Raw genomic sequence first — 26,467 nt, 5'->3', positions numbered from 1 at the left:
TAAATGAGTGGGCAACCAGAATTTTGGCTTCGAGGTCCAATACCAGAAATTCCCGCTTTGCTGCAACCTGGAGCTCACGCCCTTTTGCAATCTCTAGAGGAAGTTAAAAGATATACAAAGGGTTTTTCAGAGGATTTGCTTTGGGAAAAACCAGGGGGCTGTGCATCGGTTGGGTTTCATATACAACATATTACGGGAGTTTTAGATAGAATGCTGACTTATGCAAAAGGAGAGTCTTTATCTGAAGTACAGTTTGCATTCCTTAGAAATGAAGGAAATCCTAAGACAGAAGCATCAATTGATTTTATGGTTAAAGAATTTGAGAAAAAAGTGGAAGAGGCATTGTCCTACTTTAAATCGGTTCCTGTTGCATTACTTACTGAGACCAGAACTGTGGGCAGAAAGAAATTGCCTTCTACAAGGATTGGATTGTTGTTCCATGCAGCAGAACATAGCCAGCGTCATGTAGGTCAATTATGGGTTACAATAAATGTTCTTAAAGCATAGCTTTTAGGAAGTCTATCATCAATGTAATTTCCTTAAATTTGAATAAAACCAGTCTATATGAAATTGCGCCTATTGCTATTGACTCTTATTGTCTTAATTTTAAGTTGTAAAGAAGAGAAATCGACCACAAAAGAAGATGCAACTATTGTTTTGGATAGTCTCTTTGAGGCCTTTCATAAATTTAAATTGGAAATAAACCCATTAGAAGCTACTAGGGCTGGTGATAGTTCCTATAATGATTATCTGCCAAATTATATTTCGGATGCGCATCAACAAAAATTATTGGAGAAATACACCCAATTTTTGAGTAGAATTGATGATTTGGACCAGGCACAGTTGTCCCAATCACAGTTAATGAGTTTAAAGGCCATGAAGTGGGATTGTGAAATAAAAAAAGAAGGATTGACTAACAATCTTGTAACTATAGCTTCTCCCATGTTCGATTTGCCCAATTTTGAATTGATGCCAATCAACCAAATATTCAGTTTTCATTTGGAAATGGGTCTTTTGGGAAGTGGAAATGGAGCACAACCATTTAAGACTTTTGAAGATTATAAAAATTGGCTTAAGCGGTTAAAAGATTATATCGAGTGGATGGAAACTGCTATTGTCAATATGGAAGAGGGGATAGAAAAAGAGGTGGTTATGCCGAAAGTCATTATAAAAAGATTAATAGATCAATTGGATGGCTATTTGCCAGAGAATATTGAGGACCATCTTTTTTATGGCCCCATAAAATTACTTCCAGATGATTTCTCTGAAGACGATAAAAAAAGCTTGGATACTGCCTTCAGGGAAATGATTACTGCTAAAATGAATCCTGTACATAAAAAATTAAAACAATTTTTAATTGAGAAATACTTACCAGCAGGAACGGAAACTTCTGGTATTGGGGCACTGCCAAACGGACAGGAAACCTACCAATATTTAATAAAGTATCACACCACTACGAACATGACCCCAAAAGAAATTCATGAATTAGGATTAACAGAGGTAGAAAGGATTTCTGCGGAAATGGAAAAGGTAAAGGAACAGGTCGGGTTCAAGGGCGAGTTAAAAGCCTTTTTTGATTTTGTAAGGAATAGTCCAGAACAGATGCCATTTACAGAACCCGAGCAGGTGATAGCCAATTTTAATGCCATTCATGAGACCATGAAGGATAATTTGGACAAACTCTTTGATTTAAAACCTAAAGCAGGTTTTAAAGTAAGAAGGGTAGAGGCCTTTAGAGAGAAATCTGCATCAGCAGAATATTTTGCTGGCTCAAAAGACGGTTCTAGGCCTGGTACTTTTTATGTGCCTATTCCAGATGTTGAAAATTATAATAAGTTTCAAGATGAATCTTTGTTTCTACATGAGGCAATTCCAGGACACCATTACCAATTATCCTTGCAGCAAGAAAATGAAAGTCTACCTGCTTTTCAACATGCTGAGGGAATGGGGGTCTTTGTGGAAGGATGGGCATTGTACTCGGAATCTTTGGGGAAGGAATTGGGATTGTACACAGACCCCTATCAGTACTTTGGAATGTTGAGTGCAGAAATGCACAGGGCAATTCGTTTGGTTGTAGATTCTGGCATGCATGCCTTAGGGTGGTCACGGGAACAGGCCATTCAGTATTCTTTGGACCATGAGGCAGAGTCAGAAGCTGGTATCACTTCAGAAATAGAACGGTATATGGTAGGTCCAGGGCAGGCATTGTCATATAAAATGGGTCAATTAAAAATTAGGGAATTAAGGGATAGGGCAAAAGAAGCCCTTGGGGATGATTTTTCCATAAAAGAATTTCATAACCAAGTTTTAAACTCGGGAAGTTTGCCTTTGGTCTTGTTGGAGGAAAAAATTAATAATTGGATAGAAAAAACTAGCAGAAATGAATAGATATAGTATGTTAAGAAATGTTCTTTTGATTTTTGTTGCATTAGGAGTCTATGCATGCGCTCAAGAAAAAGAACAGGTAGATCTTATTGTCCATAATGCAAATATTTATACAGTGGATGATGGGTTTTCAAAGGCAACTTCTTTAGCTGTCAAGGATGGAAAATTTGTAGCGGTCTTAAGTTCTAATATCATATTGGATGCTTATACTTCGGAGAATGTATTGGATGCCCAAGGGCAAACCCTTGTTCCTGGTTTAATTGATGCCCATTGTCATTTTTACGGATTGGGATTGAGTCAGCAGATTGTAGATTTGGTCGGTACCAAAAGTTATGATGAGGTATTGCAACGTGTTAAAGAGTTTCAAGAAAAAAGCCCAACGAATTTTATTCAAGGTAGAGGTTGGGACCAAAATGATTGGGAAATAAAAGAATTCCCAACCAAAGAAAAGTTGGATGCCTTGTTTCCAGATATTCCAGTTGCCTTGCGAAGAGTGGATGGGCATGCGTTATTGGTAAATCAAAAGGCTTTGGATATGGCTGGAATAACCAATAAGACAAAAGTTGCCGGGGGTGAAGTAATATTAAAAAATGGAGAACTAACAGGAGTTTTGGTAGATAGCCCTATGCAATTCATAGGAAATATAATTCCCTCCCCAAACGTTGAAACCCGTATGCAGGCGCTCAAGGATGCAGAAAAACTATGTGTGGATTATGGATTAACGACAGTAAACGATGCGGGCATCGATAGAAGTACAATTGAATTGATAGATAGTCTACAGCAAGCTGGCGATTTATCTATGAGAGTGTATGCCATGGTGAGCAATAATCAAAAAGAAGTAGATTATTTTTTAAATAAAGGCATTATAAAAACGGATAAATTACATGTACGTTCCGTAAAAGTATATGGGGACGGAGCTTTGGGTTCTAGAGGTGCGGCACTTCGTGAGCCTTATTCTGATCAAGCGGACCATTTCGGTGCAATGATTACCACGCCAGAACAATTGGAAGAATTGGCCTTGAAAATAGCAGCATCGGATTATCAAATGAATACACATGCCATTGGGGACTCTTCTATCGTATCGGTCTTAAGGGCATACAAAAAAGCATTGAAAGGTAAAGCCGACAGAAGATGGAAAGTGGAGCATGCCCAAGTGATTTCCATGCAGGATTTTGATTATTTTGAAAATGGTATTATTCCCTCTGTGCAACCTACCCATGCTACCAGTGATATGTATTGGGCTGGGGACAGATTGGGAGAAGAAAGGGAGCAGGGGGCCTATGCGTATAAAACATTGTTGGATAAAGCCGGACTGGTCGCTTTGGGAACTGATTTTCCCGTGGAGCAGGTGAGTCCATTCCTTACTTTTTATGCGGCGGTTGCCCGTAAAGATTTGGAAAATTATCCAGAAGGAGGCTATCAAATGAAAGATGCCTTGACAAGGGAAGAGGCTTTAAAAGGTATGACGATATGGGCAGCTTATTCTAATTTTGAGGAAGATGAAAAAGGTAGTATAGAGATTGGGAAGTTGGCAGATTTTGTAATCTTGAGCGATAATATTATGGAAGTTCCAGAGCAAGAAATCCCCAAAATTACTGCCCAACAGGTTTTTATTGATGGGAAGAAAGTGAAATAGATTTCAAATAAAAAAGCCGAAGCATTCGCTTCGACTTTTAATTCTAATTTTTATTTCCACACTTACATTATAGGAACGGCAACTCTAGTAGTTCCCCATCCCATAACCATGTGAACACCGCCATCAACTTCTTTATAGGCAATTGAGAAAGCTTCCAAAGATTTTCCATCTGTGCTTGCGGAAGCAGACACTCTGACAACATCGGCAGATTCAGCATAAGAATAAGACCCCCATTGGTTTAGATTACTGTTTAAAATAATGGTCCATTCACTGGCCCCAGGAATGGTAAACAAGGAATAAGTGCCGGCTTTAACGGCTTTTCCGCCAAATGTTACATCCTTAAAGAATGTAATTTCGGTAGATTCATTGGCACCGGTTCTCCATACTTTTCCAGCTGGAGCAAGATCAGATAAAGACCTTCCCTTTAATTGTGGTCTGCTATAGATGACCTTAACGGTTTTCTCAGCTGCTCTACCTGGGTAGATGGCAATATCGGCAGGACTTTTGTCCAATCCGCCAAATTCTTGGGCAATGGTTTCAGTTGAAACCACCATAGTAAATGCAATGATGGCAAGCGTAAGTACTCTTTTCATAATAATGTGATTTAGTTTTCTTCAAATCTAATTAGTATTCCTATGGAATTCTTATAAAAAGTCGTTAAAGTTTGTTAAGCTTACAATATGTTGATATGGTTTTAAAATATATCAAAATAAATTACATTATATTTTTAATATGTAGATATGTATTTCAAAATGAAACTTAAAAGTGCTTTATGGTTTGTTAAATGAAAGTTTAGTATCATATTTGCCTTATAATTGATATAAAAAGATTGATATGTGTGGAATTGTATGTGCGTTCGATGTTAAAGAAAGCACAGAGGCTTTGAGACCTCAATTATTGGAAATGTCCAAGAAAGTCCGTCATAGAGGACCAGATTGGAGTGGTATCTATTCAGATGATAAGGCTATTCTGGCACATGAGCGTTTAGCGATTGTGGATCCAGCATCTGGAAAGCAACCTTTGTTAAGTGAAAATGGTAAACTTGTTCTTGCAGCTAATGGTGAAATATACAACCATATGGAGTTAAGAAAACAGTTTGAAGGAACATATAATTTTAAGACTGAATCCGATTGCGAAGTAATCTTGGCTTTATACCAAGCAAAAGGGGCTGATTTTTTGGATGAAATGAATGGTATTTTTGGCTTTGCCATCTATGATGCCGAAAAGGATGAATATTTTGTGGCCAGAGATCATATGGGGATTATTCCTTTGTATATGGGCTGGGACCAAAATGGAACGTTCTATGTAGCATCAGAGTTAAAAGCTTTGGAAGGTACATGTACAAAAATTGAGCTTTTCCCTCCGGGACATTATTTGCACAGCAGTGATGGTGAGTTAAAAAGATGGTACTCCCGTGATTGGATGGAATATGATGCTGTAAAGGAAAATGAAACCAGTATTAAGGAAATTAAAAAAGCATTGGAGGCCGCGGTACACAGACAATTGATGTCCGATGTTCCCTATGGCGTTTTGCTTTCAGGTGGACTGGATTCCTCGGTTACTTCTGCTATTGCCAAAAAATATTCTCAAAAGAGAATTGAGTCTGGTGATACAAAAGACGCGTGGTGGCCACAATTACATTCTTTTTCAGTGGGATTGGAAGGTTCACCAGATTTAGCTGCTGCACAAAAGGTTGCAGACCATATTGGTACGGTACACCATGAAATAAAATTTACAATCCAAGAAGGATTGGATGCCATCAAGGACGTGGTATATAACTTGGAAACCTACGATATTACAACAATTAGAGCTTCTACACCTATGTATCTTATGGCAAGGGTAATTAAATCCATGGGGATAAAAATGGTTTTGTCAGGAGAAGGAGCAGATGAATTGTTTGGGGGATATTTGTATTTTCATAAAGCGCCAAGTCCTAAAGACTTTCATGAGGAAACAGTTCGTAAATTGGATAAGCTCCATATGTATGATTGCCTAAGAGCCAACAAATCTTTGGCTGCTTGGGGAATAGAGGGGCGTGTGCCATTCTTGGATAAGGAGTTTATGGATGTTGCCATGCGTATTAACCCAAAAGATAAAATGATCAATGGGGAGCGAATGGAGAAATGGGTCGTTAGAAAAGCATTTGAGGATATGTTGCCAGAAAGTGTGGCTTGGAGACAAAAAGAACAGTTTTCTGACGGTGTTGGATATAGTTGGATAGACACTTTGAAAGAAGTGGTTGCAGCGGAAGTTTCTGATGAGCAATTGGCCAATGCCAAGTTTAGGTTCCCACTACAGACACCAACTACAAAAGAAGAGTTTTATTATCGTTCAATTTTTGAATCACATTTCCCATCGGATGCTGCTGCTTTATGCGTGCCGCAAGAACCCTCGGTAGCTTGTAGTACTAAAATTGCCTTGGAATGGGATGAGGCATTTAAAAATATGAATGATCCATCGGGTAGAGCTGTAGCAAACGTTCACGATGATGCGTACAAAAAGTAACGTATAGACGGTTTTAAAGAGGAAGTAGATTCTGTTTTTTTTTCTTTCAGTTTTTATTTTAATTAGTCGATGAGAAGCACCCAATTGGGTGCTTCTTTAATTTTAATATTATAGTCTATTGCTTAGGCAGTTATTTTATTTTTTATATTCATGGTTATAGTGGAATGTTGTAATCGTTTAAATGCACAGGAGTTAGTTTAAGTGTGTTTATAATAAAATGAAGAGAAGCCTAAAATGCATGCAAATCGTTACAAAAATGTTGTTCATCGAAATATGAAAGACATTCATAGCTAATATTAATGGCGATATTATTATCAATATAGTTTTGCCGTATGATGCATGTAAAAAATTCCCCATTTTATAAAGAGGCCATACAGGAAATTAACTATCCTTTTGGTGATTTTTATCTATTTGAAAATTTTGTCATTGGAGAAATAAAGGCCGATATTGTTTTTACATGGGCTGACCATGGACAAAAAGTAGTTGAAGAATTAACAGATTTATATGGTGAAAATGGAAAGGGCTTGGTTTATATAACCAATCGTGTCAACTCATATTCCGTAGTTCCCAGTGATTGGATAAATTTTTACAAATTAAGCTATCAATTAAAAGGATATGCAGTAGTGAGTTACAGTTCCAAAGGCTTGCTTAACTCCTTTTTGGAAAAAATCTTTATGAGGAATACATGGCACAGTTTTGAGAAATTGGAAAATGCGATTTCTTGGGCCAAAAGTCTGTCAGAAATAAAAGGTACAGCCGCATAAATACTGTTTTAATTACCAGATTAGCAGCTTCTGTTATCAAAGCAAATAAAAAAAAGAAAGACCATTTATATTTAGAATGGTCTTTTTACATAATATAGTTTAGAGTAATAAATACACGCATAAGTGTACCTAAGTTAACAACCCAATTATGCGGCTAATTTTTCCACAATTTTTGTTGATAACTTAAAAGGCTAAAATAGCTACAACTACTATATTTCATAGGCTTTTCCGTATATTTGTAAGATTGCAAAATTTTAACTGAAACAACTCAAATTATTCTATGAGCGAAGAAGCAAAAAAACCGAATTATTCAGCCGATAGTATTCAGGCTCTTGAGGGAATGGAGCATGTAAGAATGCGTCCTTCTATGTACATTGGAGATGTAGGTGTAAGAGGATTGCACCACTTGGTCTACGAAGTAGTGGATAACTCTATCGATGAGGCAATGGGTGGGCACTGTGATACTATTAGTGTTATTATTAATGAGGATAATTCTATTACTACAAAAGATAACGGTAGGGGTATTCCCGTGGGACTCCATAAAAAAGAAGGAGTATCTGCTTTGGAGGTGGTAATGACAAAGATTGGGGCCGGGGGTAAATTTGATAAAGATTCTTACAAAGTTTCTGGTGGTTTACATGGTGTTGGTGTTTCCTGTGTAAATGCCTTATCAAGTCACTTAAAGGCAACTGTTTTTCGGGAAGGTAAAATTTGGGAGCAAGAATATGAAAGGGGAAAGGCACTTTATCCTGTAAAAAGTGTTGGAGATTCATCTGATCATGGTACAGAAGTTACTTTTCTTCCAGATACTACCATATTTACCCAAACTATAGAATATAGTTATGAAACTCTTGCCAATAGAATGCGGGAACTCTCTTATCTCAATAAAGGTGTTACCATTTCTATTATGGACAAACGCCAAAAGGATAAGGATAGTGAAACTGGTTATGTTGGTGAAGTATTTCATTCAACAGAAGGTTTAAAAGAATTTATAACCTTTTTAGATGGCAACAGGGAACAATTGATACAAAATGTAATCTCTATGGAGGGTGAAAAAAATGGTATTCCTGTTGAGGTTGCCATGATTTATAATACTTCATATACAGAGAATTTGCACTCTTATGTAAATAATATTAATACACATGAAGGAGGGACACATTTGTCAGGTTTTCGTAGAGGTCTTACAGGAACTTTAAAAAAGTATGCGGATGCTTCGGGAATGTTGGATAAGTTAAAATTTGATATTCAAGGGGATGATTTCCGTGAAGGTCTAACAGCGATAGTTTCCGTAAAGGTGGCCGAACCCCAGTTTGAAGGTCAGACAAAGACCAAATTAGGTAATAGGGAGGTGTCAGCCGCTGTTAGTCAATCTGTGTCTGAAATGTTGACCAACTATCTTGAAGAAAACCCTGATGATGCCAAAACCATTGTTCAGAAAGTAATTTTAGCAGCTCAAGCCAGACATGCAGCAACAAAGGCACGTGAAATGGTGCAGCGTAAAACGGTAATGAGTATTGGTGGTTTGCCAGGAAAATTATCAGACTGTTCAGAACAGGACCCAACCCTTTGTGAAGTATTCCTTGTAGAGGGAGATTCGGCAGGTGGAACAGCTAAACAAGGGCGTGATAGAAATTTTCAGGCCATATTGCCATTGCGAGGTAAAATTTTGAATGTGGAAAAGGCAATGCCACATCGTGTTTTTGATAACGAAGAGATTAAAAATATATATACTGCACTTGGTGTGACCATTGGTACAGAGGATGACACCAAGGCTTTAAACTTGGAGAAGTTGCGTTACCATAAGGTGGTCATAATGTGTGATGCCGATGTGGATGGTAGCCATATTGAGACATTGATTCTTACATTCTTTTTTAGGTATATGAGAGAGCTTATTGAAGGAGGTCATGTGTATATTGCCACACCACCACTTTATCTTGTGAAAAAAGGATCTAAAAAGAAGTATGCTTGGAATGATGCAGAAAGGGATGAAATAGCAGAAAGTTTTAATGGTAGTGTTGGTATACAACGTTACAAAGGTTTGGGTGAAATGAATGCGGAACAATTGTGGGATACTACAATGAATCCAGAGTTTAGGACTTTACGCCAAGTAACTATTGATAATGCTACCGAGGCAGATAGAATATTTTCTATGTTAATGGGTGATGAGGTGCCACCAAGAAGGGAATTTATTGAGAAAAATGCTGTTTATGCGAACATTGATGTATAACTAATGACGTTTCACAACAAAAACTCGCACCAACAGTGCGAGTTTTTTAGTTTTGGGGAAAACTTAAATTATGAAAGTAGTATATTTTCTCTTTGTAGTATTTTTTGCTTCCCTAACGTATGGCCAATCCAATGTAAATGAATTATTGGCAGCAGGTCTAGAGGATGCGGAACGCTTTACCAATGATTATATGTCTCCAGTATCCGAGGGTGTTATTTATAGCATAGCTGGTGGCTGGTACAATACAGCAGATGCAAAACCCCTTGGCGGCTTTGAAATTTCGTTAATTGGGAATATGGCAGGGTTTAAGAACAAGGAAGATAAAAAGTCATTTGTTTTAAACACCTCTGAGTATGAAAATCTTCAATTTGATGATGGCAGCACCTCAAAAACAGTATCCACCGCTCTGGGCGATATAGAAGGGGTAATGGTATTTGTCGAGGGAGAAATTGCTCCAGGAGTAACGACTCGGGAGGATTTTGAACTTCCTACTGGTTTGGCCTCGGAGAATATTAATTTTGTTCCTTCTGCTTTTATACAGGCAAGCGTAGGATTGATCAAGGGAACAGAGCTAAAAGCAAGATTTTTGCCCAAAATCAATACAGATGAAGTTTCTGTGGGGTTGTTCGGGCTGGGGGTGCAGCATGAGTTTACAAAACACCTTCCGGCAGATAAAATATTGCCAATCGCTATTTCTGGTGTTATAGGATATACCAACTTAACTGGCACCTATGATTTTACGGATACAGATATAATAGCTGGAGAAAATCAAAAAATAGATACAAAAACAAATTCATGGCTTTTTCAGGCTGTAGTATCTACCAAGCTTCCAATTATCAATTTTTATGGAGGTGTTGGATATATTACAGGAAAGTCGGAAACAGACATATTAGGTACATACAGAGTGCAATCAGGACCTTTTCAAGAAGAATATGTGGACCCTTTTTCCATAACCAAAAATGCAAGTGGCGTTGTGGCTAATGTAGGAACTAAATTAAAATTGGGATTCTTTAGGTTAAATGCCGACTATTCTATTGGTCAGTTTAACAACCTTTCCTTTGGTGTAAATTTTGGATTTAGATAGAGGGATAGAATAAGATTTATAAAAGGCCCAAACATATTTAATATGTTTGGGCCTTTTTTGCATTAAAGATTTGGGTTTATTCTCTTTTTGCCAAAATAGTGCCTGTATTGTCTTCTAAGACTGTGCCAATGGCACTTTCTTTTAAAATGACTATATCATCAGCTAAATTGGTTCCGGGATAAGAAATGGTATAGGTGCCATTTTCCTGAACCCATTTAAAGTCAGTTTGCATTTCAACAATATTACCGTTGTATCTATGATATCTTCCTAGATAGGCATCGTTGAATATCCATTCCAGCCGTTCGGAATTTTTATTGGTAGTTAACTGTACTGCTTTATTGGACCAGATTCCAAGAACGGGGTCGTTGTTTTCTGGAATTCGCGAGCAATTGCTCGCAAAAAATAGGCTAATAATAGCCAAAAGTGATAATAGCCTCTTCATCAATCGTAGGTTTAAGATAATAAGTAAAACTTGGTACTATTTAGAACGGTAGTTGGGAAGCTAGTATTTCAAAATTTCGATGAAATACATTCAGTTGCCATTTTTTTCGATGAAATACTCATTTTAACATAGTAGGAATAAAGTGTAAAATATATGGGAAAAGGATATAAATTGATTTTATAGAAAAGAAGCTGGGTTATCGTTCTTTTGTGTTAAAATCACTAATTTTGACGATACAAAAATTCATTAAAAAAAATCACTAACATGAAAGTTACCGTAGTAGGAGCCGGCGCAGTTGGGGCAAGTTGCGCAGAATATATTGCCATTAAAAATTTTGCTTCAGAAGTCGTTTTGTTGGATATTAAAGAGGGGTATGCTGAGGGCAAGGCCATGGACTTGATGCAAACAGCTTCTTTAAACGGTTTTGACACCAAAATTACTGGTAGTACCAGCGATTATTCCAAAACGGCCAATAGCGATATTGCTGTAATTACATCGGGTATTCCAAGAAAACCAGGAATGACAAGAGAGGAACTTATAGGTATAAATGCTGGAATCGTAAAAGCCGTTTCTGCTAGTTTAATAGAACATTCTCCAAATGTTACCCTTATTGTAGTAAGTAACCCTATGGATACCATGACCTATTTGGTTCATAAGACTACCAACCTTCCTAAAAACAAAATAATTGGTATGGGTGGTGCTTTGGATAGTGCCCGTTTTAAGTATAGATTGGCAGAGGCTATGGAAGCACCTATTTCTGACATAGATGGTATGGTAATAGGAGGCCATAGTGATAAGGGTATGGTGCCTTTAACCAGTCATGCAACAAGAAATAGTTTAAAAGTTTCAGAATTTTTATCAGAAGAAAGACTGTCGCAGGTTGCGGAAGATACCAAAGTAGGTGGTGCAACGTTGACCAAGTTGTTGGGAACCAGTGCTTGGTACGCTCCGGGCGCAGCTGTTTCTGGTCTTGTACAGGCAATTGCTTGTGATCAAAAGAAAATGTTCCCATGTTCCACTTTCTTGGAAGGTGAATATGGTTTGGATGATATTTGTATTGGAGTACCTGTTATCCTTGGTAAAAACGGTATAGAAAAAATAGTTGAGATTGGCCTAAGTGATGCAGAGAAAGCAAAAATGCAAGAAAGTGCAGAAGGGGTTAAAAAAACCAACGGTCTTTTAGAACTATAGAAAACAACTCATTAAATTTGATACGCATCCCGTTAACAACGGGATGCTTTCATTTTATAAAACTGATAAATATATTGTCATTTCCTATGGGAAATGATATATTTGCACGCTGTTTACGAAAACATCAATAAATTAATTAAACAATGCAAAATAAAGGACTTATAAAGCTTTTTGCTTTCTTGTTTGGGATTGTAAGTATCTACCAACTATCCTATACGTTCATAACCAATAAGGTTGAAAAAGAAGCAGAGACTTTTGCAATTAGCTCAATTTCTGAAGCTGAAGAAGACTATGTGGCCAAGAGAGAGGCTTTAGAAGCTAGATACTTAGATTCTATCGGTAGCAATCCAATCTTTGGATTTACCAATTATGACGAAGCAAAGAAGAAGGAACTTAACAAGGGTCTTGACCTTAAAGGTGGTATCAATGTTACCTTACAGATTTCCGTAAAGGATATCCTTAAGGGATTGGCAAACAATACCAAAAACCCGGTTTTCAACAAGGCTTTGTCCGATGCAGATACTGCATCGAAAAATAGCGATGATACCTATTTGGAATTGTTCTTTGATGCTTTTGATAACATTAAGGGAGATACAAAGTTGGCAAGCCCAGATATTTTTGCCAATAAGGAATTGAGTGATGTCATTAATTTTCAGATGAGCGATGATGAGGTAAAACCTATTATCAGGACCAAAATTGATGAAGCTATTGTTTCCGCGTTTGAAGTGTTGAGGGAACGTATTGATGGTTTTGGGGTTACCCAGCCCAACATTCAAAGAGAAGGGAATTCTGGACGTATTTTGGTAGAATTGCCAGGAGCTAGAGATATTGCAAGAGCTCAAGACTTATTGTCCAGTACGGCACAATTGGAGTTTTGGGAAACGTATAAGCCAACCAATCAGAGTATAGGAACTTTCTTGGTATCTGCCAATGAGTATTTAAAATCTGTGGTTGAAACTGATACTACTGCGGTAGTTGAAGAAGAAATTACTAAACCAGAGTCGGAAATAGACTCTCTATTATCCGATGTTTCTGATGATGCATCAGATTTAATAGGACAGGTAAATCCATTGTTGGGATTGATCCAGGGTCCCGGTCAAAATAACGCCATTGCAAGTGTGGCTATTAAGGATACGGCCAAACTAGGGGAATACCTTAGAATGCGAGAAGTGCGTCGCCTTATACCGGCTGAAATCCAATTTGTGAAATTTGCGTGGGAACGCCCGACTGCAGATTCTGAAGTTGTGGATTTGTACGCATTGAAATCCAATCGCGATAACATTCCTAGAATGAGTGGGGATGTGGTAAGTGATGCACGTGATGATTTTGACCAGTTGAGCAGACCTGCCGTTAGCATGAGCATGAATACCAGAGGTGCCAAGGAATGGGAAAAATTAACGGGAGATGCATTTAATAATCAAACCGGTATCGCCATTGTTTTGGATAATAAAGTGTATACAGCTCCTGGAGTTTCTACGGGTCCTATTTCTGGAGGGCGTTCTGAAATTACAGGAACGTTTACGGTTAACGAGACTAAAGATATTGCCAATGTGCTACGAGCAGGTAAATTGCCAGCAAAAGCAGATATCATTCAGTCAGAAATTGTAGGTCCATCATTGGGTCAAGAGGCCATCGATAGTGGTTTTATGTCGTTTATGATTGCCATGGCATTTGTATTGCTTTGGATGATTTTCTATTATGGAAAAGCAGGAATCTTTGCAGACATTGCTCTTTTGTTGAACATACTATTGATTTTTGGAGTATTGACCAGCTTAAATGCGGTGTTGACCTTACCTGGAATTGCCGGTATTGTATTGACCATAGGTATGTCTGTTGATGCCAACGTACTTATTTTTGAGCGTATAAAAGAAGAATTGGCTAAAGGAAAAGGAAAAGCTTTGGCCATATCGGATGGTTTTAGCAACGCACTTTCATCTATTTTGGATGCCAATATTACAACAGGTCTTACGGCATTGATTTTATTTATTTTTGGAACAGGTCCTATTAAAGGATTTGCAACTACCTTATTAATAGGTATTTTAACATCTCTATTTACAGCCATATTTATAACAAGATTGTTGATAGAATGGTATATAAGTAAAAAAGGTAGGTCTTTGGATTTCTCCACGGGCATGACCAAAAACTTATTTAAGAATACCAAAATAAATTTCTTGGGCAAACGTAAGATTGCATATGTTATCTCCGCTATTTTAGTAGGTGTTGGCTTGTTCTCCCTATTTACGCAGGGTTTACAGCAAGGTGTTGATTTTATTGGAGGACGTTCGTATCAAGTTCGTTTTGAACATCCTGTAAATCCATCGGAGATAGCATCAGAATTAAATACTGTTTTTGGTAGTGGAACCAATGTAAAAACATATGGTGATGTCAATCAAATAAAGATTACAACTCCCTATAAAGTAGATGTAGAGGGTATAGAAGTGGATAATGAAATACAAAATACATTATTTACATCGCTCCAAAAGTATTTGCCAGATGGTACAAGCTTTAACGATTTTACAGTGGGAGCATCAGAAAAATCCATTGGTATTTTACAGTCTACCAAAGTTGGACCGACCATTGCGGATGATATTAAGAAGAATGCCGTTTTGGCCATTATAGGTTCCTTGTTTGTTGTGTTCTTATATATCTTATTACGCTTTCGTAAGTGGCAATTCTCATTGGGAGCTGTTGCGGCGGTATTCCATGACGTTTTAATTGTTTTGGGTATATTTTCTTTAGTAGGTAAGATTATGCCATTTAACATGGAAATAGACCAAGCTTTTATTGCGGCTATTTTGACCGTGATTGGTTACTCCTTGAACGATACAGTGGTTGTGTTTGACCGTATACGTGAAATTGTTGGTCTAAAAGGTTGGAACAATGGTGAAAACGTAAATGAGGCCTTAAACAGCACGTTGAGCAGAACATTGAATACATCCTTAACTACCTTGGTAGTATTATTGGCCATCTTTATATTTGGTGGGGAATCGCTTAGAGGGTTTATGTTTGCCATGATTATAGGTGTTGTTGTAGGTACCTATTCATCTTTGTTCATTGCCACACCTGTAATGTTCGATACTTTGAAGAAAAGAATACAGTCAGGAAAAGAATAAGTTTCCTTTAAATAAGATTATAGAAAGCCACTTACTAAAGTGGCTTTTTTTATTCTCTTAATTATCTGTTTTTCAATAGAAAGCGTAACTTTAGGTCTGGTCAACTCTTTTGGTCTTAAAAATAAAAACATGAAAAAACAGCACATCGTTTCTATTTTATCCTTATGCACACTTTTAATACTATTGGCAACCGCCTGGATAGTACCGAGCTCATCCAATTTAGGAGAAGGAGGAATAGGTCATTATTTGTATGTGGCTACTCCGGGTATTAGGGATTATTTAGGGTACGGCGGCCATGGCCTCTTGGTTTTTGATATGGATAATGACCATAAGTTTGTAAAACGAATACCAACCAAAGGATATCACGAAGATGGTACACCCTCCAATGTTAAAGGAATAGCTGTTAGTAGACAGCTTAACAGCGTTTATATTTCTACTTGGGAAACCTTGCAAAGAATTGATTTGGAGACCGAAGAATTGGTTTGGGAAATTCCAGTGGAAGGTGGCTGTGATCGTATGTCCATATCTCCCGATGGAATGACCATGTATCTTCCTTCCTTAGAAAAAGACTTTTGGAATGTGGTAGATTGTAGGACTGGGAATATTATTACCAAAATCATTGTGCACAACAGGGCTCACAATACGCTTTATGGCCCTTCTGGGGACAAGGTGTATATGGGAGACATTAATTCCCCTTTTGTACATGTTGCAGAAACCAAGACACATACCATAACGCAAAAAATAGGGCCTTTTAGTGCTGGTATCAGGCCTTTTACTATTAATAGCGATGAATCACTTGTGTTTGTAAATGTGAACGAATTACTGGGTTTTGAAGTAGGGAATTTAAAAACCGGTGAGAAACTGGCAAGTATTGAGGTAATGGGATGGGACAAAGGCCCAGTAAGAAGGCATGGCAACCCAGCACATGGTATTGGTCTTACACCCGATGAAAAGGAAGTTTGGGTGTGTGATGGACATAATATGCGAATGCATATTTTTAGTGCAAAAGCACCTTACCAACAATTGACCACCATTCCCCTGATGGATATGCCCGGTTGGGTAACATTTAGTATGGATGGAAAATATGCTTATCCCTCCAGTGGGGAGGTTATAGATATTAAAACCAGAGAGATTCTATATCTGTTAAAGGACAAAGACTACAACACAGTTTCCAGTGAAAAAATGATTGAGGTATACATGAAAGACGGAAAAGCAACTAAAATTGGCGACCAATTTGGTGTGGGTAGGTTGAATGGGGTAAAATAATTATATCTACGTGAGTTTAAGCTGGAACGGTTTTGTGTACGATTTCGTTGCGTGTTTTAGCAACTAAATGAGCAAATACAAACCGTATAGAAAATCCGCGAGGATTTTCGTAAGTAGGCTAGAACTAGCAATTAATTTTATATGTTGTACATTGTTATTCTTGTTTCATTTGCAGTAATACTTTTTTTCCATTTTCATTTTCTGGATTTAATTCAATCGATTTCTCATACATTTCAATTGCTTCTGCTTTCTTATTTGCTATCGATAACGCTTCACCATAACTATCGTATGCATTCCAGCTTTCTGGAAATAGCATTATATTTAATTTTAAAATTTCTAAAGCCTTATCTAATTCTTCATTTCTCAAAAATGAATATCCCCATTCATTCAAATCATGTTCTGAATGCTTATTCTCCATTTCTGTCTTTTTAGCTTCAATAGATAATTCTATGGCAATATCTAGAGCCTTTTGTAATAGCTCATTTTGTTGAACTTCGTCCAATGTTTTTGAATATGCTTTGATAATTGCATTAATGATTAACGAAGGGTTATCTTGAAATACAGCATGACCACTTCCTTTGGCGATAATATTTGTTACATTATCCTTATGGTCACCAAGCTCTATGTGTAGTTTTCTCCATCTATTTGAAAGTACCTCAGGAAAGCCTGGGAAAGAATTTTCAGGAAAAATATTTATAATTGGGAGGTTCTCTGGGAAATGTATATTCCTCACATATCGCATGGTTTCATTAAAATTGGCATTAAAATAATAGTCGCCTGAAGGTTTATCTATTGTACTAATATCGACATTGTTATCTCTCATTGTCAGTAATTCCTCATTCCAAAAATCGTTAAGCGTAACATCTAATAAAATGACCGACTTTACTTTTTTAGGATGCTTACGTGTGTATAGCAAATTATATAAACCACCATACGAATGGGAAACCAGAACAATTTCATTATCAAAGCCCAACTTTGAAAGGCCTGTCTCTAGTTCTTTAATACCATTCTCTATTCCAAAATCCGAATCGTTATTCAAATTTGGATTTAATTCACTTTGTCCAAATCCAGACCGGTCATAAGTAATTAATGTTGTACCTGTAACCTTATGAATTTTTTCTAATATGTTGTCCCATACTGAAGCATCACTACCTGCGCCAGCTTCAAAAAGAATTGGAGTTCCTTTTCCTTTTATTATCTTAAAATGCATTTTATAACCCCCAACGTCTACTAGCGTATCTTGACTTTGAGCTCGCATATAGAAGGATAAATAGAAAATCACTAAGAATGTGAAATAAAAATGTCTCATTTGGTCTGTAGTTTATGGTTTAGCCCTAAAGATAGTATTGCATTTACTTTAAGATGTGGAGCAACGCAGTTGCACAGATTAAAGTTAGCCATGGGCGAATGCAATACTATCAAGGGGATATCATCATTGATGATATCCTACCTATATGTTTAGTTTTTAAATTAACAATTTCTTATAAGGTGTACTACCCAATCCAGCCTTTTTTAATACAATGCCCTGCAAACCAAATTAAAAAGACAGAAAACAGAACAACCATTACGGGCATAATAGCCGCTCCTGGACCATAGACATCCATAGCTTTGGCAATAAACAAACTATGGACCATTTGTACCAGAACACCAATAAGGGAGAGTATAAAAACAGGCTTTGCCCATTGTTTTCGCAGGACAAGACCTATACAGCCAAAAAAACCTCCAAAAACAGCTACCGCATAGGCTATTTTGGTCCATGGCGGGTATTTGCCATACAAGTCCCTTTCGTTCTCTGGTAATGCTTGTAATGCTTCATCGGACATCATAATATCCGCGAAAAATGCAGTAACGCCCATTAGGTTCCAAATTAAAAAAATGATGGATACTACCCAAAACCAAGTTGGGACTTTTTTAAGTTCAGCAGTCATAATTGATAGTTTTTAGTTTAAAGTTGATTGTTTTTATACTTTTCATTTCGACAGAGCGAGGTATGAGCGACGAGAAATCTCATGACGATAAGATTCCTCCTAATTCTTAGTTCGGAATGACATTGTTTTGCCATAATATGATCACCCTCATTTATTGTAGGGAACAAATTAACTGTTTTTGGCAACTTTTCCTAAAGAACCATTAGGGGTCATTGCCAACTCATATACAAATTGGGGTTCCAATCCCGGTTCCGTTCTGTGGGAGACAAAGAGGATGGCCGTGGTACTTTCTTGTGCAATTTTGTTTACCAGATGTACAAACAACAGGGCACTTTCATCATCGAGACCTGCGGTGGGCTCATCTAAAATGAGTAAAAGGGGATGTTTTACCATGGCTCTTACGGTCATAATAAGTCGTTTTTGACCCATGGAGAGATCATGAAAATAGGTCTTTCTACTATCCCACATTCCAATTAGCCCTAACCACTCTTTTGCCAATTGTACTTGGGTCTCGGTTGGTTTTTTGTATAATCCAATGGAATCGTGCAAACCGGAAATGACCATATGTTCCAAGGAATGGTGACCGGTAAATTTATCGGTCATGGATGGGGTAAAGTAGCCTATCTTTTTTTTAATGTCCCATACAGTTTCCCCACTTCCTTTTTTCTGGCCAAAAAGATAGAGGTCTTGCCCATAGCCTTTAATACTATCTCCTGTAATCATGGAGAGGATAGTGGTTTTTCCACTTCCGTTTTTTCCTATAAGTTGCCAAAATTCACCTTGCTTTATTTTCCAATTAATGTTCTGGAGCACTGGTTTTTCTTTAAACTGTACAGATACATTTTTTAATGCAACCAATACATCATCAGAATAATGAATTACCTTAAGGGGTGGGGGAATGGGTTTGTTAAAAAGGATGCCGCTCTCGTTTTTAGTATTCAAATAAGTAGATGAATCTTTAAGAAAATGTACTGTCCTGTTATCCAGATTGGCAAAATGGGAGACAAAGGGCAACACATCTATCTTCCTACTTACCAGTTGTACAATGTGTATTTCTTGGGATATGGTACCAAGTATTTGTTTTAATTCTTTTTGAAAATCTACATCCAGATTGTCAAAGGGATTGTCCAGAATTAGAAAATCGGGTTTTGAGTCCAAAAGATAGGTGAGCAGTGCTTTTTTCTGCTCTCCACTGGACATGGTCTTTAGGAGTTGCGGTGTTTCTTTGGTAAGTAACTTGGATTCGTGCCTTTCTTCTTCATCAATAAATTTTACCAATGCCAATTTTGAGAAAAGAGCTCCCTTTAACCTACTTAAATCTTCAAAACCTTGTACATCTTCTTTTAAAAGTGAGTAAATAAAATGCTCCTTGTTGGATTGGTTGTTTATAAATAGGGCCCAGTGTTTTTTTGGGTTCATGAAGTATGTCTCTTTTAGAAAGAGAAATTTATGCATTATTGGGCATAAACCCTAAAAATGTGAACGGGATTGTCCCTATAGGTTGTGGTTTTATCTAAATGCATACCATTATTTATGGCCACTTTTTGGGAAGGAACATTATCTACATGAACAATTGAAATAAGGGATGCTGCAAGTTTATTTTCAAAAGCATAATTTTTACATTTTGCAGCGGCTTCCGTAGCGTACCCATTTTTCCAGTAATTGGGCAGTATGGAGTATCCTATTTCCAATTCTTGTATGTTGTCCACAGTTTGCAGCAAAAGACCACATTGACCAATGAGTGCATTGGTACTTTTGTCAATGAGAGCGTTCATACCGCCCAAATTATTTTTGTACCTGTAGAAAACTGTATCAAACCATTTTTGGCAAGCAATTTTGGGCTCTGGTTGTTCACCTTCCCAAAATTGTGTGGATAAGGGTTCTTCATGAAAGGGCATCCAAGAATTAAAGTCAGTAGGTTTTACCCTTCTAAAAAGAAGTCGTTTGGTTTCTTCACCTTCTAGAAGGTATTTCATGAAGTGGAACGTTACTTTTTGGAATAGACAATACTATCACCTACTTCCAACAACCATTTTTCTGCAAGTCCGGCATTAATTTCTAAAACATATTGCACAGGGACTTGAGAAGAAAGTCCTGTTTCATCCATGGGTTTTGCACCTTCCTGAAAACTGTCAATTTTTAAATCCGAACCAATAAAAACAATATCCAAAGCTATTTTGGTGTTTTTCATGTAAAATGAATGCATGGCCTCTTCTGGGAAAATAAAAAGCATCCCTTGGTCATCTTCCATAGAATCGCGATACATGAGCCCAGTTTGGGTTTCATATTCACTATCGGCAATTTCTATATCCAATTTAGTTAGGACAGAATCGGTCTTGGCCTTATAAATTGTTAGCTCCCCTTCTTTTTTAAAAGAAATAGGCTCTGTTTTTATTACTTTTTTAGCATCATCCTTACAAGAAGCTTGGATAAGTATTCCGATGATGAACAAAAAAAGGTACAACCGAGTTTTCATGGGAAACTATTTTTTTAGAATCTTGGACTTGAACATAAAGAACAGCCCGATTAAAATAAAAGGAATGCTCAACCATTGGCCAGTGGACAAAAGCCCAAGGGATTCCTCAAAACCACCCTGACTTTTCTTAACAAACTCCACAAAGAAACGTACTGTCCATAGTAATACCAAGAACAGGCCAAAAAGATAACCAGACTGGTTTTTCTTATCTGTTTTCCAATACAGGAAGTATAGTATTAAAAAAACAAAAATATAACAAACACCTTCATACAATTGTGCTGGGTGCCTATATGGAATACCCTCTAAAATAGAAGCAAACTCAGGATTGTTTTCAATTGCGTTATAGGCTGCACTTGCAGTTTTTTCTTTGGTTAATGCCAAGGCACGAGCTGCCGGCATATCATCCGAATCGCGAATAAAACGAGTGGCGAGGGCAAAAGATCCTTCTGTGATTTTTCCGTTGATTTCCGAGTTAAAGAAATTCCCCAACCGCACACAAAAGGCGCCAATGGCCGTAGGAATAACCAATCGGTCCAATATCCACAACAATTTAAACTCTGGAAATTTTCGGGTGTACAGATACATGCCAATAATTACTCCAATGGCCGCACCATGACTTGCCAGACCAGCAAAACCTGTAAATTCATATCCCTTTATAAAGCCAAATAGAGAGGCATTGGAATTTTCTCTAATGGGTAATAAGATTTCCATTAAATGATTTTGGTAATAAGGCCAGTCATAGAAAAAAACATGGCCCAATCTTGCGCCCAACATGGTTGCCAAAACTGTATAAATAAAAAGTGAGTCCAACTGTTCCATGGACTTTTTTTCATTTAAGAAGATTCGTTTCATGATGACCCACCCCACCGCAAAAGCAGCAATCCATAAAAGATTGTAGTATTTTATCTGTAAAGGCCCAATATTAAAAAGAGTTTCATTTGGGTTCCAATTAAATCCTAAAAAGTACATATCGGTTGTTTTGGAGGGCTAATATAGTTATTTAGATAGAAAAGGATTTTGTGTTGAGGTTAAATTAATACCTTTTGGACGTATGTCATTAAGGTACAGGGTCATACCCTTTTCCACCCCATGGGTTGCAGCTGAATATACGTTTAATGGACAACCATCCACCTTTAAAAAGGCCATGCTTTTTTAGGGCCTGTATAGTATAATGCGAACAAGTGGGAGAATAGCGACATGTGGCCGGTGTTAACGGTGAAATAAGGTATTGGTACGTTTTTACCAAAAAGATAAACGGCGCTATAAGTATTTTTTTCATTTCCTTTAAAAGGTAAAAAAAATTTATGAAAGACTATAAGTAGTGCCTTCTTTTCCATCCTTTAGCTGTATTCCCATAGCATCCAATTGGTCCCTGATTTTATCTGATGTTGCAAAATCCTTATTGCTACGGGCTTCATTTCGTAATTCTATCAAAAGCTCAACAACCCCAGATAGTTTGTCAGAATTATTGTCGGAAGCACTGGTGTTTTCCAATCCCAGAACATCAAAAACAAAGGCATTTATATACTCTTCTAATTTGGCTTTGTCGCCATCGGTAATTGTTTCTTTACCTTCTTTAATAAGATTAATGTGCTTAACGGCATCGAACAATTGGGCAATGAGGATGGGGGTGTTAAAGTCATCGTTCATGGCACTATAACACTTATTTTTCCAGGTTTCAACATCAAAATCCGATGTTGGCCCTGTTTCTAAATTTTCTAACGTAGAAAGAGAATCCATTAGTTTGTAATATCCCTTTTCTGATGCCAAGAGTGCATCGTTACTTAAATCCAGAATGCTTGCATAATGAGCTTGCATCATAAAAAAGCGAACTACGGAAGCAACAAAAGGTTTACTCAAAATATCGTTTTCCCCAGAAAATATTTCATTGGGCAACAAATTATTTCCTGTTGACTTTGCCATTTTTTTACCGTTTAGGGTAAGCATATTGGCATGCATCCAATAGTTTACAGGGGATTGCCCATTACTGGCTTCAGCTTGTGCAATTTCACATTCATGGTGGGGAAATTTAAGATCCATTCCACCCCCATGAATATCAAATTTTTCACCCAAATACTTGGTGCTCATGGCAGTACATTCCAAGTGCCAACCAGGGAAGCCATCTCCCCAAGGGGAAGGCCATCTCATTATATGCTGTGGTTCCGCTTTTTTCCAAAGGGCAAAATCTTGAGGGTTCCTTTTCTCATCTTGGGCGGTAAGTTCACGGGTATTGGAAATCATATCTTCCAATTTTCTACCACTTAACTTACCATATTCATTGGTTTCGTTGAATTTGACCACATCAAAATACACAGAACCATTGATTTCATAAGCATAGCCCTTTTCTAGAATATCCTTTATAATTTCAATTTGCTCAATAATATGCCCCGTTGCAGTTGGCTCTATACTTGGGGGCAATAAATTAAATTTTTGAAGTGTATTATGGAAGTCAACAGTATAACGCTGAACCACTTCCATGGGTTCTATCTGCTCCAATCTTGCCTTTTTGGCAATTTTGTCCTCGCCTTCATCTGCATCGTTTTCCAAATGCCCAGCATCTGTGATATTACGAACAAAACGTACTTTGTAGCCTACGTGTTTTAAATACCTAAAAATCATGTCAAAAGACATAAAAGTTCTGCAATTTCCCAAATGCACATTGCTATAAACAGTTGGGCCACAGACGTACATACCTACATGTCCCTCGTTTATAGGTTTAAAAACTTCCTTTTTATTGGTTAGGGTATTGTAAAGTTTTAAGGTTTGTTCTTGGTACAGTTGCATTCTATGGAAAAACGATTAAAAATTGGTCTCTAGGTTAATATAATCCAAAAACTCTCTGCGTAAAGCCTCTTCCTTGAATTTACCACCGTATTCAGCGGTAACAGTACTGCTTTCTATATCGCGAATACCCCTAGAATTAACACACAGATGTTTGGCGTCTATAACACAGGCAACATCCTCTGTTCCCAATACTTTTTGAAGCTCTTTTACAATTTGTATATTCAATCGTTCTTGTACCTGTGGTCTTTTTGCAAAATAGTCCACAATACGGTTCATTTTAGAAAGTCCAACAACTGTTCCATTGGAGATATATGCTACATGGGCCCTGCCAACAATTGGGAGTAAATGGTGCTCACATGTAGAATATAAGGTGATGTTTTTCTCCACCAACATTTCACCATATTTATATTTATTGTCGAACGTAGATGATTTTGGTTTACGGTCTGGGTGCAACCCTCCAAATATTTCTTTAACGAACATTTTGGCAACACGGTTTGGAGTTCCTTTTAGGCTATCATCCTCCAAGTCCAAACCAAGGGTAAGCATAATTTCCCTTACATTTTTCTTAATGATATCAATCTTTTCATCATCATTTAACAAAAAGGCATCCTTTCTTAACGGAGTGTCTTCGGAGGATGAAACATGTTCGTCCCCAATCTCTTCAAACTGCTCTTCCAACGTACTATCAAATTTCATTAAATACTTTTTAAAAGAGGAGCAAAGATATACATAAAATGGCAGTTAATGTCACATTCAAACGGTTACACAACATAAATTAGTGTTAAGAAAATTCGGGGTTTACTTTTATGATTCCAAATAGTATCCCTACTTATGAGAAAGTGTGGCCCTCTTATTTTGACACTTTTGTTCATAGGACTGCTCGGTGTTTCTGCCCAGATTTCACCTGACTGTTCTGGGGCTATTCCTATTTGTACCAATACCCCTGTAAACGGTGGAGCCTATGATTATGGTGATGATGACTTTAATGGCGACACTAAATCTGGATGTTTGGAACAGTCCACCATGGCAGGAACCATTGAATCCAATTCGGGCTGGTATAGGTTTACAACCATGGCCTCTGGACAATTAGGGTTTAATATTGGTTTTGATTCCTCAGAAGATTGGGATTTTGCACTGTATAGAACAAATGATTGTTCCAACTTGGGAGACCCTATTCGTTGTAATTTCTTTGATAATTCGGAAAGTAGTTCATTTATAGGGGTTGGTGAGGATCCAACGGGAATGGCAAATTCAATTCAATATGAAGATTGGTTAGATGTAAATGCAGGTGAGAATTACTATTTGCTGGTAAATAACTATAGCAACAACAATTCAGGATTTTCAATTCAGTTTTCAGGATCCATTTTTGAGACCAATCCCTATGATGCTTTGGATTGTTCCATAATTAGCAATCTCTTGGGCCCACCAGTTGCTGCTTGCGAAAATGACACCGTGGCTTTAGATGCAACTACACCCAACGCTACGCTGTACAATTGGTTTATGGATACGGGTATAGGCTATCAACAAATAGTTGGAGAAAACAGTCCTATGATCAATGTAACCGCTTCTGCCATGTATAGGGTAGAAGTTGTAACCCCTACGGGCAATATTTACAGTGATGTACAAGTAGCCTTTTCTATGGCGCCCATAACTTTTATGGTTACAGATGAAGCTTACTGTTTGGTGGAGGGCGATTCCTTTGATTTATCTCAGAAAAATAATGAAGCTCTGGGATCCCAAAGTCCTTCAGAGTTTATTGTAAGTTATCATAGTTCTCTGTCTGATGCAATGAACGGATTTAACAAATTACCCGAACAATATACAACAACAGTGGGGACGGAAACTATTTATGTGCGGATTTCATCATTGGCCAACCCCAAATGTTTTGATGCTTCCAGGCAATTTGAATTTGCAAGTGTCGAAATGCCGATAGCGGACTTTCCATTAGAAGTTTTTTTATGTGACGATATTGTATCTACATCAATTGGAGATGATACACCAAGTGCTGGGTACACTTATTTTTGGAGTACAGGTGCAATAACACCTACTATTGACGTTTATGAAGCCGGCACCTATGATTTAACAATTACGAATGAACAATTCGGAAGGGCCTGTTCAGAAACATTTTCAATTACAGTGTATATTTCTAAGGCTCCCGTAATTACAGATGTTTTGATAGACGATCTGCAGCAATATAATAATGTAACTATACTTACCGATGTCGAGGGTGATTTTGAGTATAGCTTGGATGATGGTGAGTATCAGTCTTCAGGTAATTTTGAAGATGTATTGCCAGGAGAGCATATAGTTACGATAAATGATTTAAATGGTTGTGGCTCGGTATCAGAAAGTATTATGGTAGTTGGTTTTCCAAAATATTTTTCTCCAAATGGAGACGGTGTAAATGATCGATGGGAAATTGTGGGAATGACAGAACTTCAGGATCCAATTGTGTTTGTTTTTGATAAGTTTGGTAAACTATTGGGCCAAATTGATGAAAACAATATGGAATGGGACGGTACCTACAATGGCAAACAATTGCCTTCTACGGATTACTGGTTTAAATTGACCTACATAGACTCAGAGGGTCAACGTGTGGAGGCCAAGTATGTGGAAAATCACTTCTCGTTAAGGCGATAGACACAAATTTTATTACTTCTTAAAAT

Annotated in this window: 22 protein-coding genes; 11 read left to right on the top strand and 11 right to left on the bottom strand. The window is 37.4% G+C overall.

All coding sequences use genetic code 11. From position 1 onward, the window contains the following. The first annotated feature begins 3 nt into the window (after window positions 1–3). The 3 genes from GGR42_RS15195 to GGR42_RS15185 are packed head-to-tail and all read left to right on the top strand — an operon-like array spanning window position 4 to window position 4,021. A complete protein-coding gene (locus GGR42_RS15195) occupies window positions 4–507 on the top strand; it encodes a DinB family protein (protein ID WP_167965795.1) in 504 nt (167 codons plus the stop codon). 57 nt (window positions 508–564) lie between these two features. Continuing rightward, window positions 565–2,388: a DUF885 domain-containing protein gene (locus GGR42_RS15190; RefSeq protein WP_167965792.1), complete on the top strand. Its 1,824-nt coding sequence runs from the start codon at window positions 565–567 to the stop codon at window positions 2,386–2,388. After that, window positions 2,381–4,021 carry an amidohydrolase gene (locus GGR42_RS15185; protein ID WP_245201486.1) on the top strand — a complete coding sequence of 547 codons (1,641 nt, stop codon included), beginning with the start codon at window positions 2,381–2,383 and terminating at the stop codon, window positions 4,019–4,021. The genes GGR42_RS15190 and GGR42_RS15185 overlap by 8 nt, the downstream gene beginning before the upstream one ends. Before the next feature lie 62 nt (window positions 4,022–4,083). Here GGR42_RS15185 and GGR42_RS15180 read toward each other — a convergent pair whose 3' ends face one another. Continuing rightward, on the bottom strand, window positions 4,084–4,614 hold the full coding sequence (locus GGR42_RS15180) for a DUF2911 domain-containing protein (RefSeq protein WP_167965790.1): 531 nt from the start codon (window positions 4,612–4,614) through the stop codon (window positions 4,084–4,086). A gap of 241 nt (window positions 4,615–4,855) precedes the next feature. Between GGR42_RS15180 and asnB the strand changes: the two genes are divergently transcribed. The 4 genes from asnB (at window position 4,856) to GGR42_RS15160 (ending at window position 10,601) form a co-directional block, all read left to right on the top strand. Further along, entirely contained in the window at window positions 4,856–6,526 is a 1,671-nt protein-coding gene (gene asnB / locus GGR42_RS15175; protein ID WP_167965788.1) for an asparagine synthase B, read from the top strand. A 332-nt stretch (window positions 6,527–6,858) separates the two neighbouring features. Beyond that, the gene (locus GGR42_RS15170) at window positions 6,859–7,290 is read left to right on the top strand and encodes a hypothetical protein (protein ID WP_167965786.1); all 432 of its coding nucleotides are present in this window, start codon (window positions 6,859–6,861) and stop codon (window positions 7,288–7,290) included. A 280-nt stretch (window positions 7,291–7,570) separates the two neighbouring features. Then, a complete protein-coding gene (gene gyrB / locus GGR42_RS15165) occupies window positions 7,571–9,517 on the top strand; it encodes a DNA topoisomerase (ATP-hydrolyzing) subunit B (RefSeq protein ID WP_167965784.1) in 1,947 nt (648 codons plus the stop codon). 70 nt (window positions 9,518–9,587) lie between these two features. Continuing rightward, window positions 9,588–10,601 (top strand): DUF6588 family protein, encoded by a 1,014-nt coding sequence (locus GGR42_RS15160; RefSeq protein ID WP_167965782.1) that lies wholly within the window; start codon window positions 9,588–9,590, stop codon window positions 10,599–10,601. A gap of 76 nt (window positions 10,602–10,677) precedes the next feature. Here GGR42_RS15160 and GGR42_RS15155 read toward each other — a convergent pair whose 3' ends face one another. Beyond that, window positions 10,678–11,043 (bottom strand): hypothetical protein, encoded by a 366-nt coding sequence (locus GGR42_RS15155; protein ID WP_167965780.1) that lies wholly within the window; start codon window positions 11,041–11,043, stop codon window positions 10,678–10,680. Between the two features lie 264 nt (window positions 11,044–11,307). Between GGR42_RS15155 and GGR42_RS15150 the strand changes: the two genes are divergently transcribed. The 3 genes from GGR42_RS15150 (at window position 11,308) to GGR42_RS15140 (ending at window position 16,613) form a co-directional block, all read left to right on the top strand. Next, entirely contained in the window at window positions 11,308–12,234 is a 927-nt protein-coding gene (locus GGR42_RS15150; RefSeq protein ID WP_167965778.1) for a malate dehydrogenase, read from the top strand. Between the two features lie 143 nt (window positions 12,235–12,377). Continuing rightward, window positions 12,378–15,347, top strand: coding sequence for a protein translocase subunit SecDF (gene secDF / locus GGR42_RS15145; RefSeq protein WP_167965776.1), 2,970 nt, complete (start codon window positions 12,378–12,380; stop codon window positions 15,345–15,347). Window positions 15,348–15,476: 129 nt separating this feature from the next. Further along, entirely contained in the window at window positions 15,477–16,613 is a 1,137-nt protein-coding gene (locus GGR42_RS15140; protein WP_167965774.1) for a YncE family protein, read from the top strand. Between the two features lie 154 nt (window positions 16,614–16,767). On the opposite strand, the gene GGR42_RS15135 is transcribed toward GGR42_RS15140, so the two are convergent. From GGR42_RS15135 to folE, 9 genes are all read right to left on the bottom strand, one after another. Continuing rightward, window positions 16,768–17,922, bottom strand: a complete 1,155-nt coding sequence (locus GGR42_RS15135; RefSeq protein WP_167965772.1) for an alpha/beta fold hydrolase — start codon at window positions 17,920–17,922, stop codon at window positions 16,768–16,770. A gap of 184 nt (window positions 17,923–18,106) precedes the next feature. Then, on the bottom strand, window positions 18,107–18,541 hold the full coding sequence (locus GGR42_RS15130; protein ID WP_167965770.1) for a hypothetical protein: 435 nt from the start codon (window positions 18,539–18,541) through the stop codon (window positions 18,107–18,109). A gap of 168 nt (window positions 18,542–18,709) precedes the next feature. Beyond that, on the bottom strand, window positions 18,710–19,960 hold the full coding sequence (locus GGR42_RS15125; RefSeq protein WP_167965768.1) for an ATP-binding cassette domain-containing protein: 1,251 nt from the start codon (window positions 19,958–19,960) through the stop codon (window positions 18,710–18,712). Window positions 19,961–19,995: 35 nt separating this feature from the next. Continuing rightward, window positions 19,996–20,517, bottom strand: coding sequence for a GNAT family N-acetyltransferase (locus GGR42_RS15120; protein WP_167965758.1), 522 nt, complete (start codon window positions 20,515–20,517; stop codon window positions 19,996–19,998). An 11-nt stretch (window positions 20,518–20,528) separates the two neighbouring features. After that, window positions 20,529–21,017, bottom strand: a complete 489-nt coding sequence (locus GGR42_RS15115; RefSeq protein ID WP_167965756.1) for a DUF192 domain-containing protein — start codon at window positions 21,015–21,017, stop codon at window positions 20,529–20,531. A 6-nt stretch (window positions 21,018–21,023) separates the two neighbouring features. Further along, window positions 21,024–21,986 (bottom strand): prolipoprotein diacylglyceryl transferase, encoded by a 963-nt coding sequence (gene lgt, locus GGR42_RS15110; RefSeq protein ID WP_167965753.1) that lies wholly within the window; start codon window positions 21,984–21,986, stop codon window positions 21,024–21,026. Window positions 21,987–22,074: 88 nt separating this feature from the next. After that, window positions 22,075–22,296 carry a membrane protein insertion efficiency factor YidD gene (yidD, locus tag GGR42_RS15105; RefSeq protein WP_167965750.1) on the bottom strand — a complete coding sequence of 74 codons (222 nt, stop codon included), beginning with the start codon at window positions 22,294–22,296 and terminating at the stop codon, window positions 22,075–22,077. 23 nt (window positions 22,297–22,319) lie between these two features. After that, entirely contained in the window at window positions 22,320–23,801 is a 1,482-nt protein-coding gene (gene cysS / locus GGR42_RS15100; RefSeq protein ID WP_167965747.1) for a cysteine--tRNA ligase, read from the bottom strand. A 15-nt stretch (window positions 23,802–23,816) separates the two neighbouring features. Further along, on the bottom strand, window positions 23,817–24,497 hold the full coding sequence (gene folE, locus GGR42_RS15095) for a GTP cyclohydrolase I FolE (RefSeq protein WP_167965745.1): 681 nt from the start codon (window positions 24,495–24,497) through the stop codon (window positions 23,817–23,819). A gap of 135 nt (window positions 24,498–24,632) precedes the next feature. Between folE and GGR42_RS15090 the strand changes: the two genes are divergently transcribed. Continuing rightward, the gene (locus GGR42_RS15090; RefSeq protein WP_167965742.1) at window positions 24,633–26,441 is read left to right on the top strand and encodes a T9SS type B sorting domain-containing protein; all 1,809 of its coding nucleotides are present in this window, start codon (window positions 24,633–24,635) and stop codon (window positions 26,439–26,441) included. The last annotated feature ends 26 nt before the right edge of the window (window positions 26,442–26,467 follow it).

This window comes from Saonia flava (assembly GCF_011927795.1).
Lineage (GTDB): Bacteria > Bacteroidota > Bacteroidia > Flavobacteriales > Flavobacteriaceae > Saonia > Saonia flava.
This window is presented reverse-complemented; position numbering and strand designations above follow the sequence as displayed.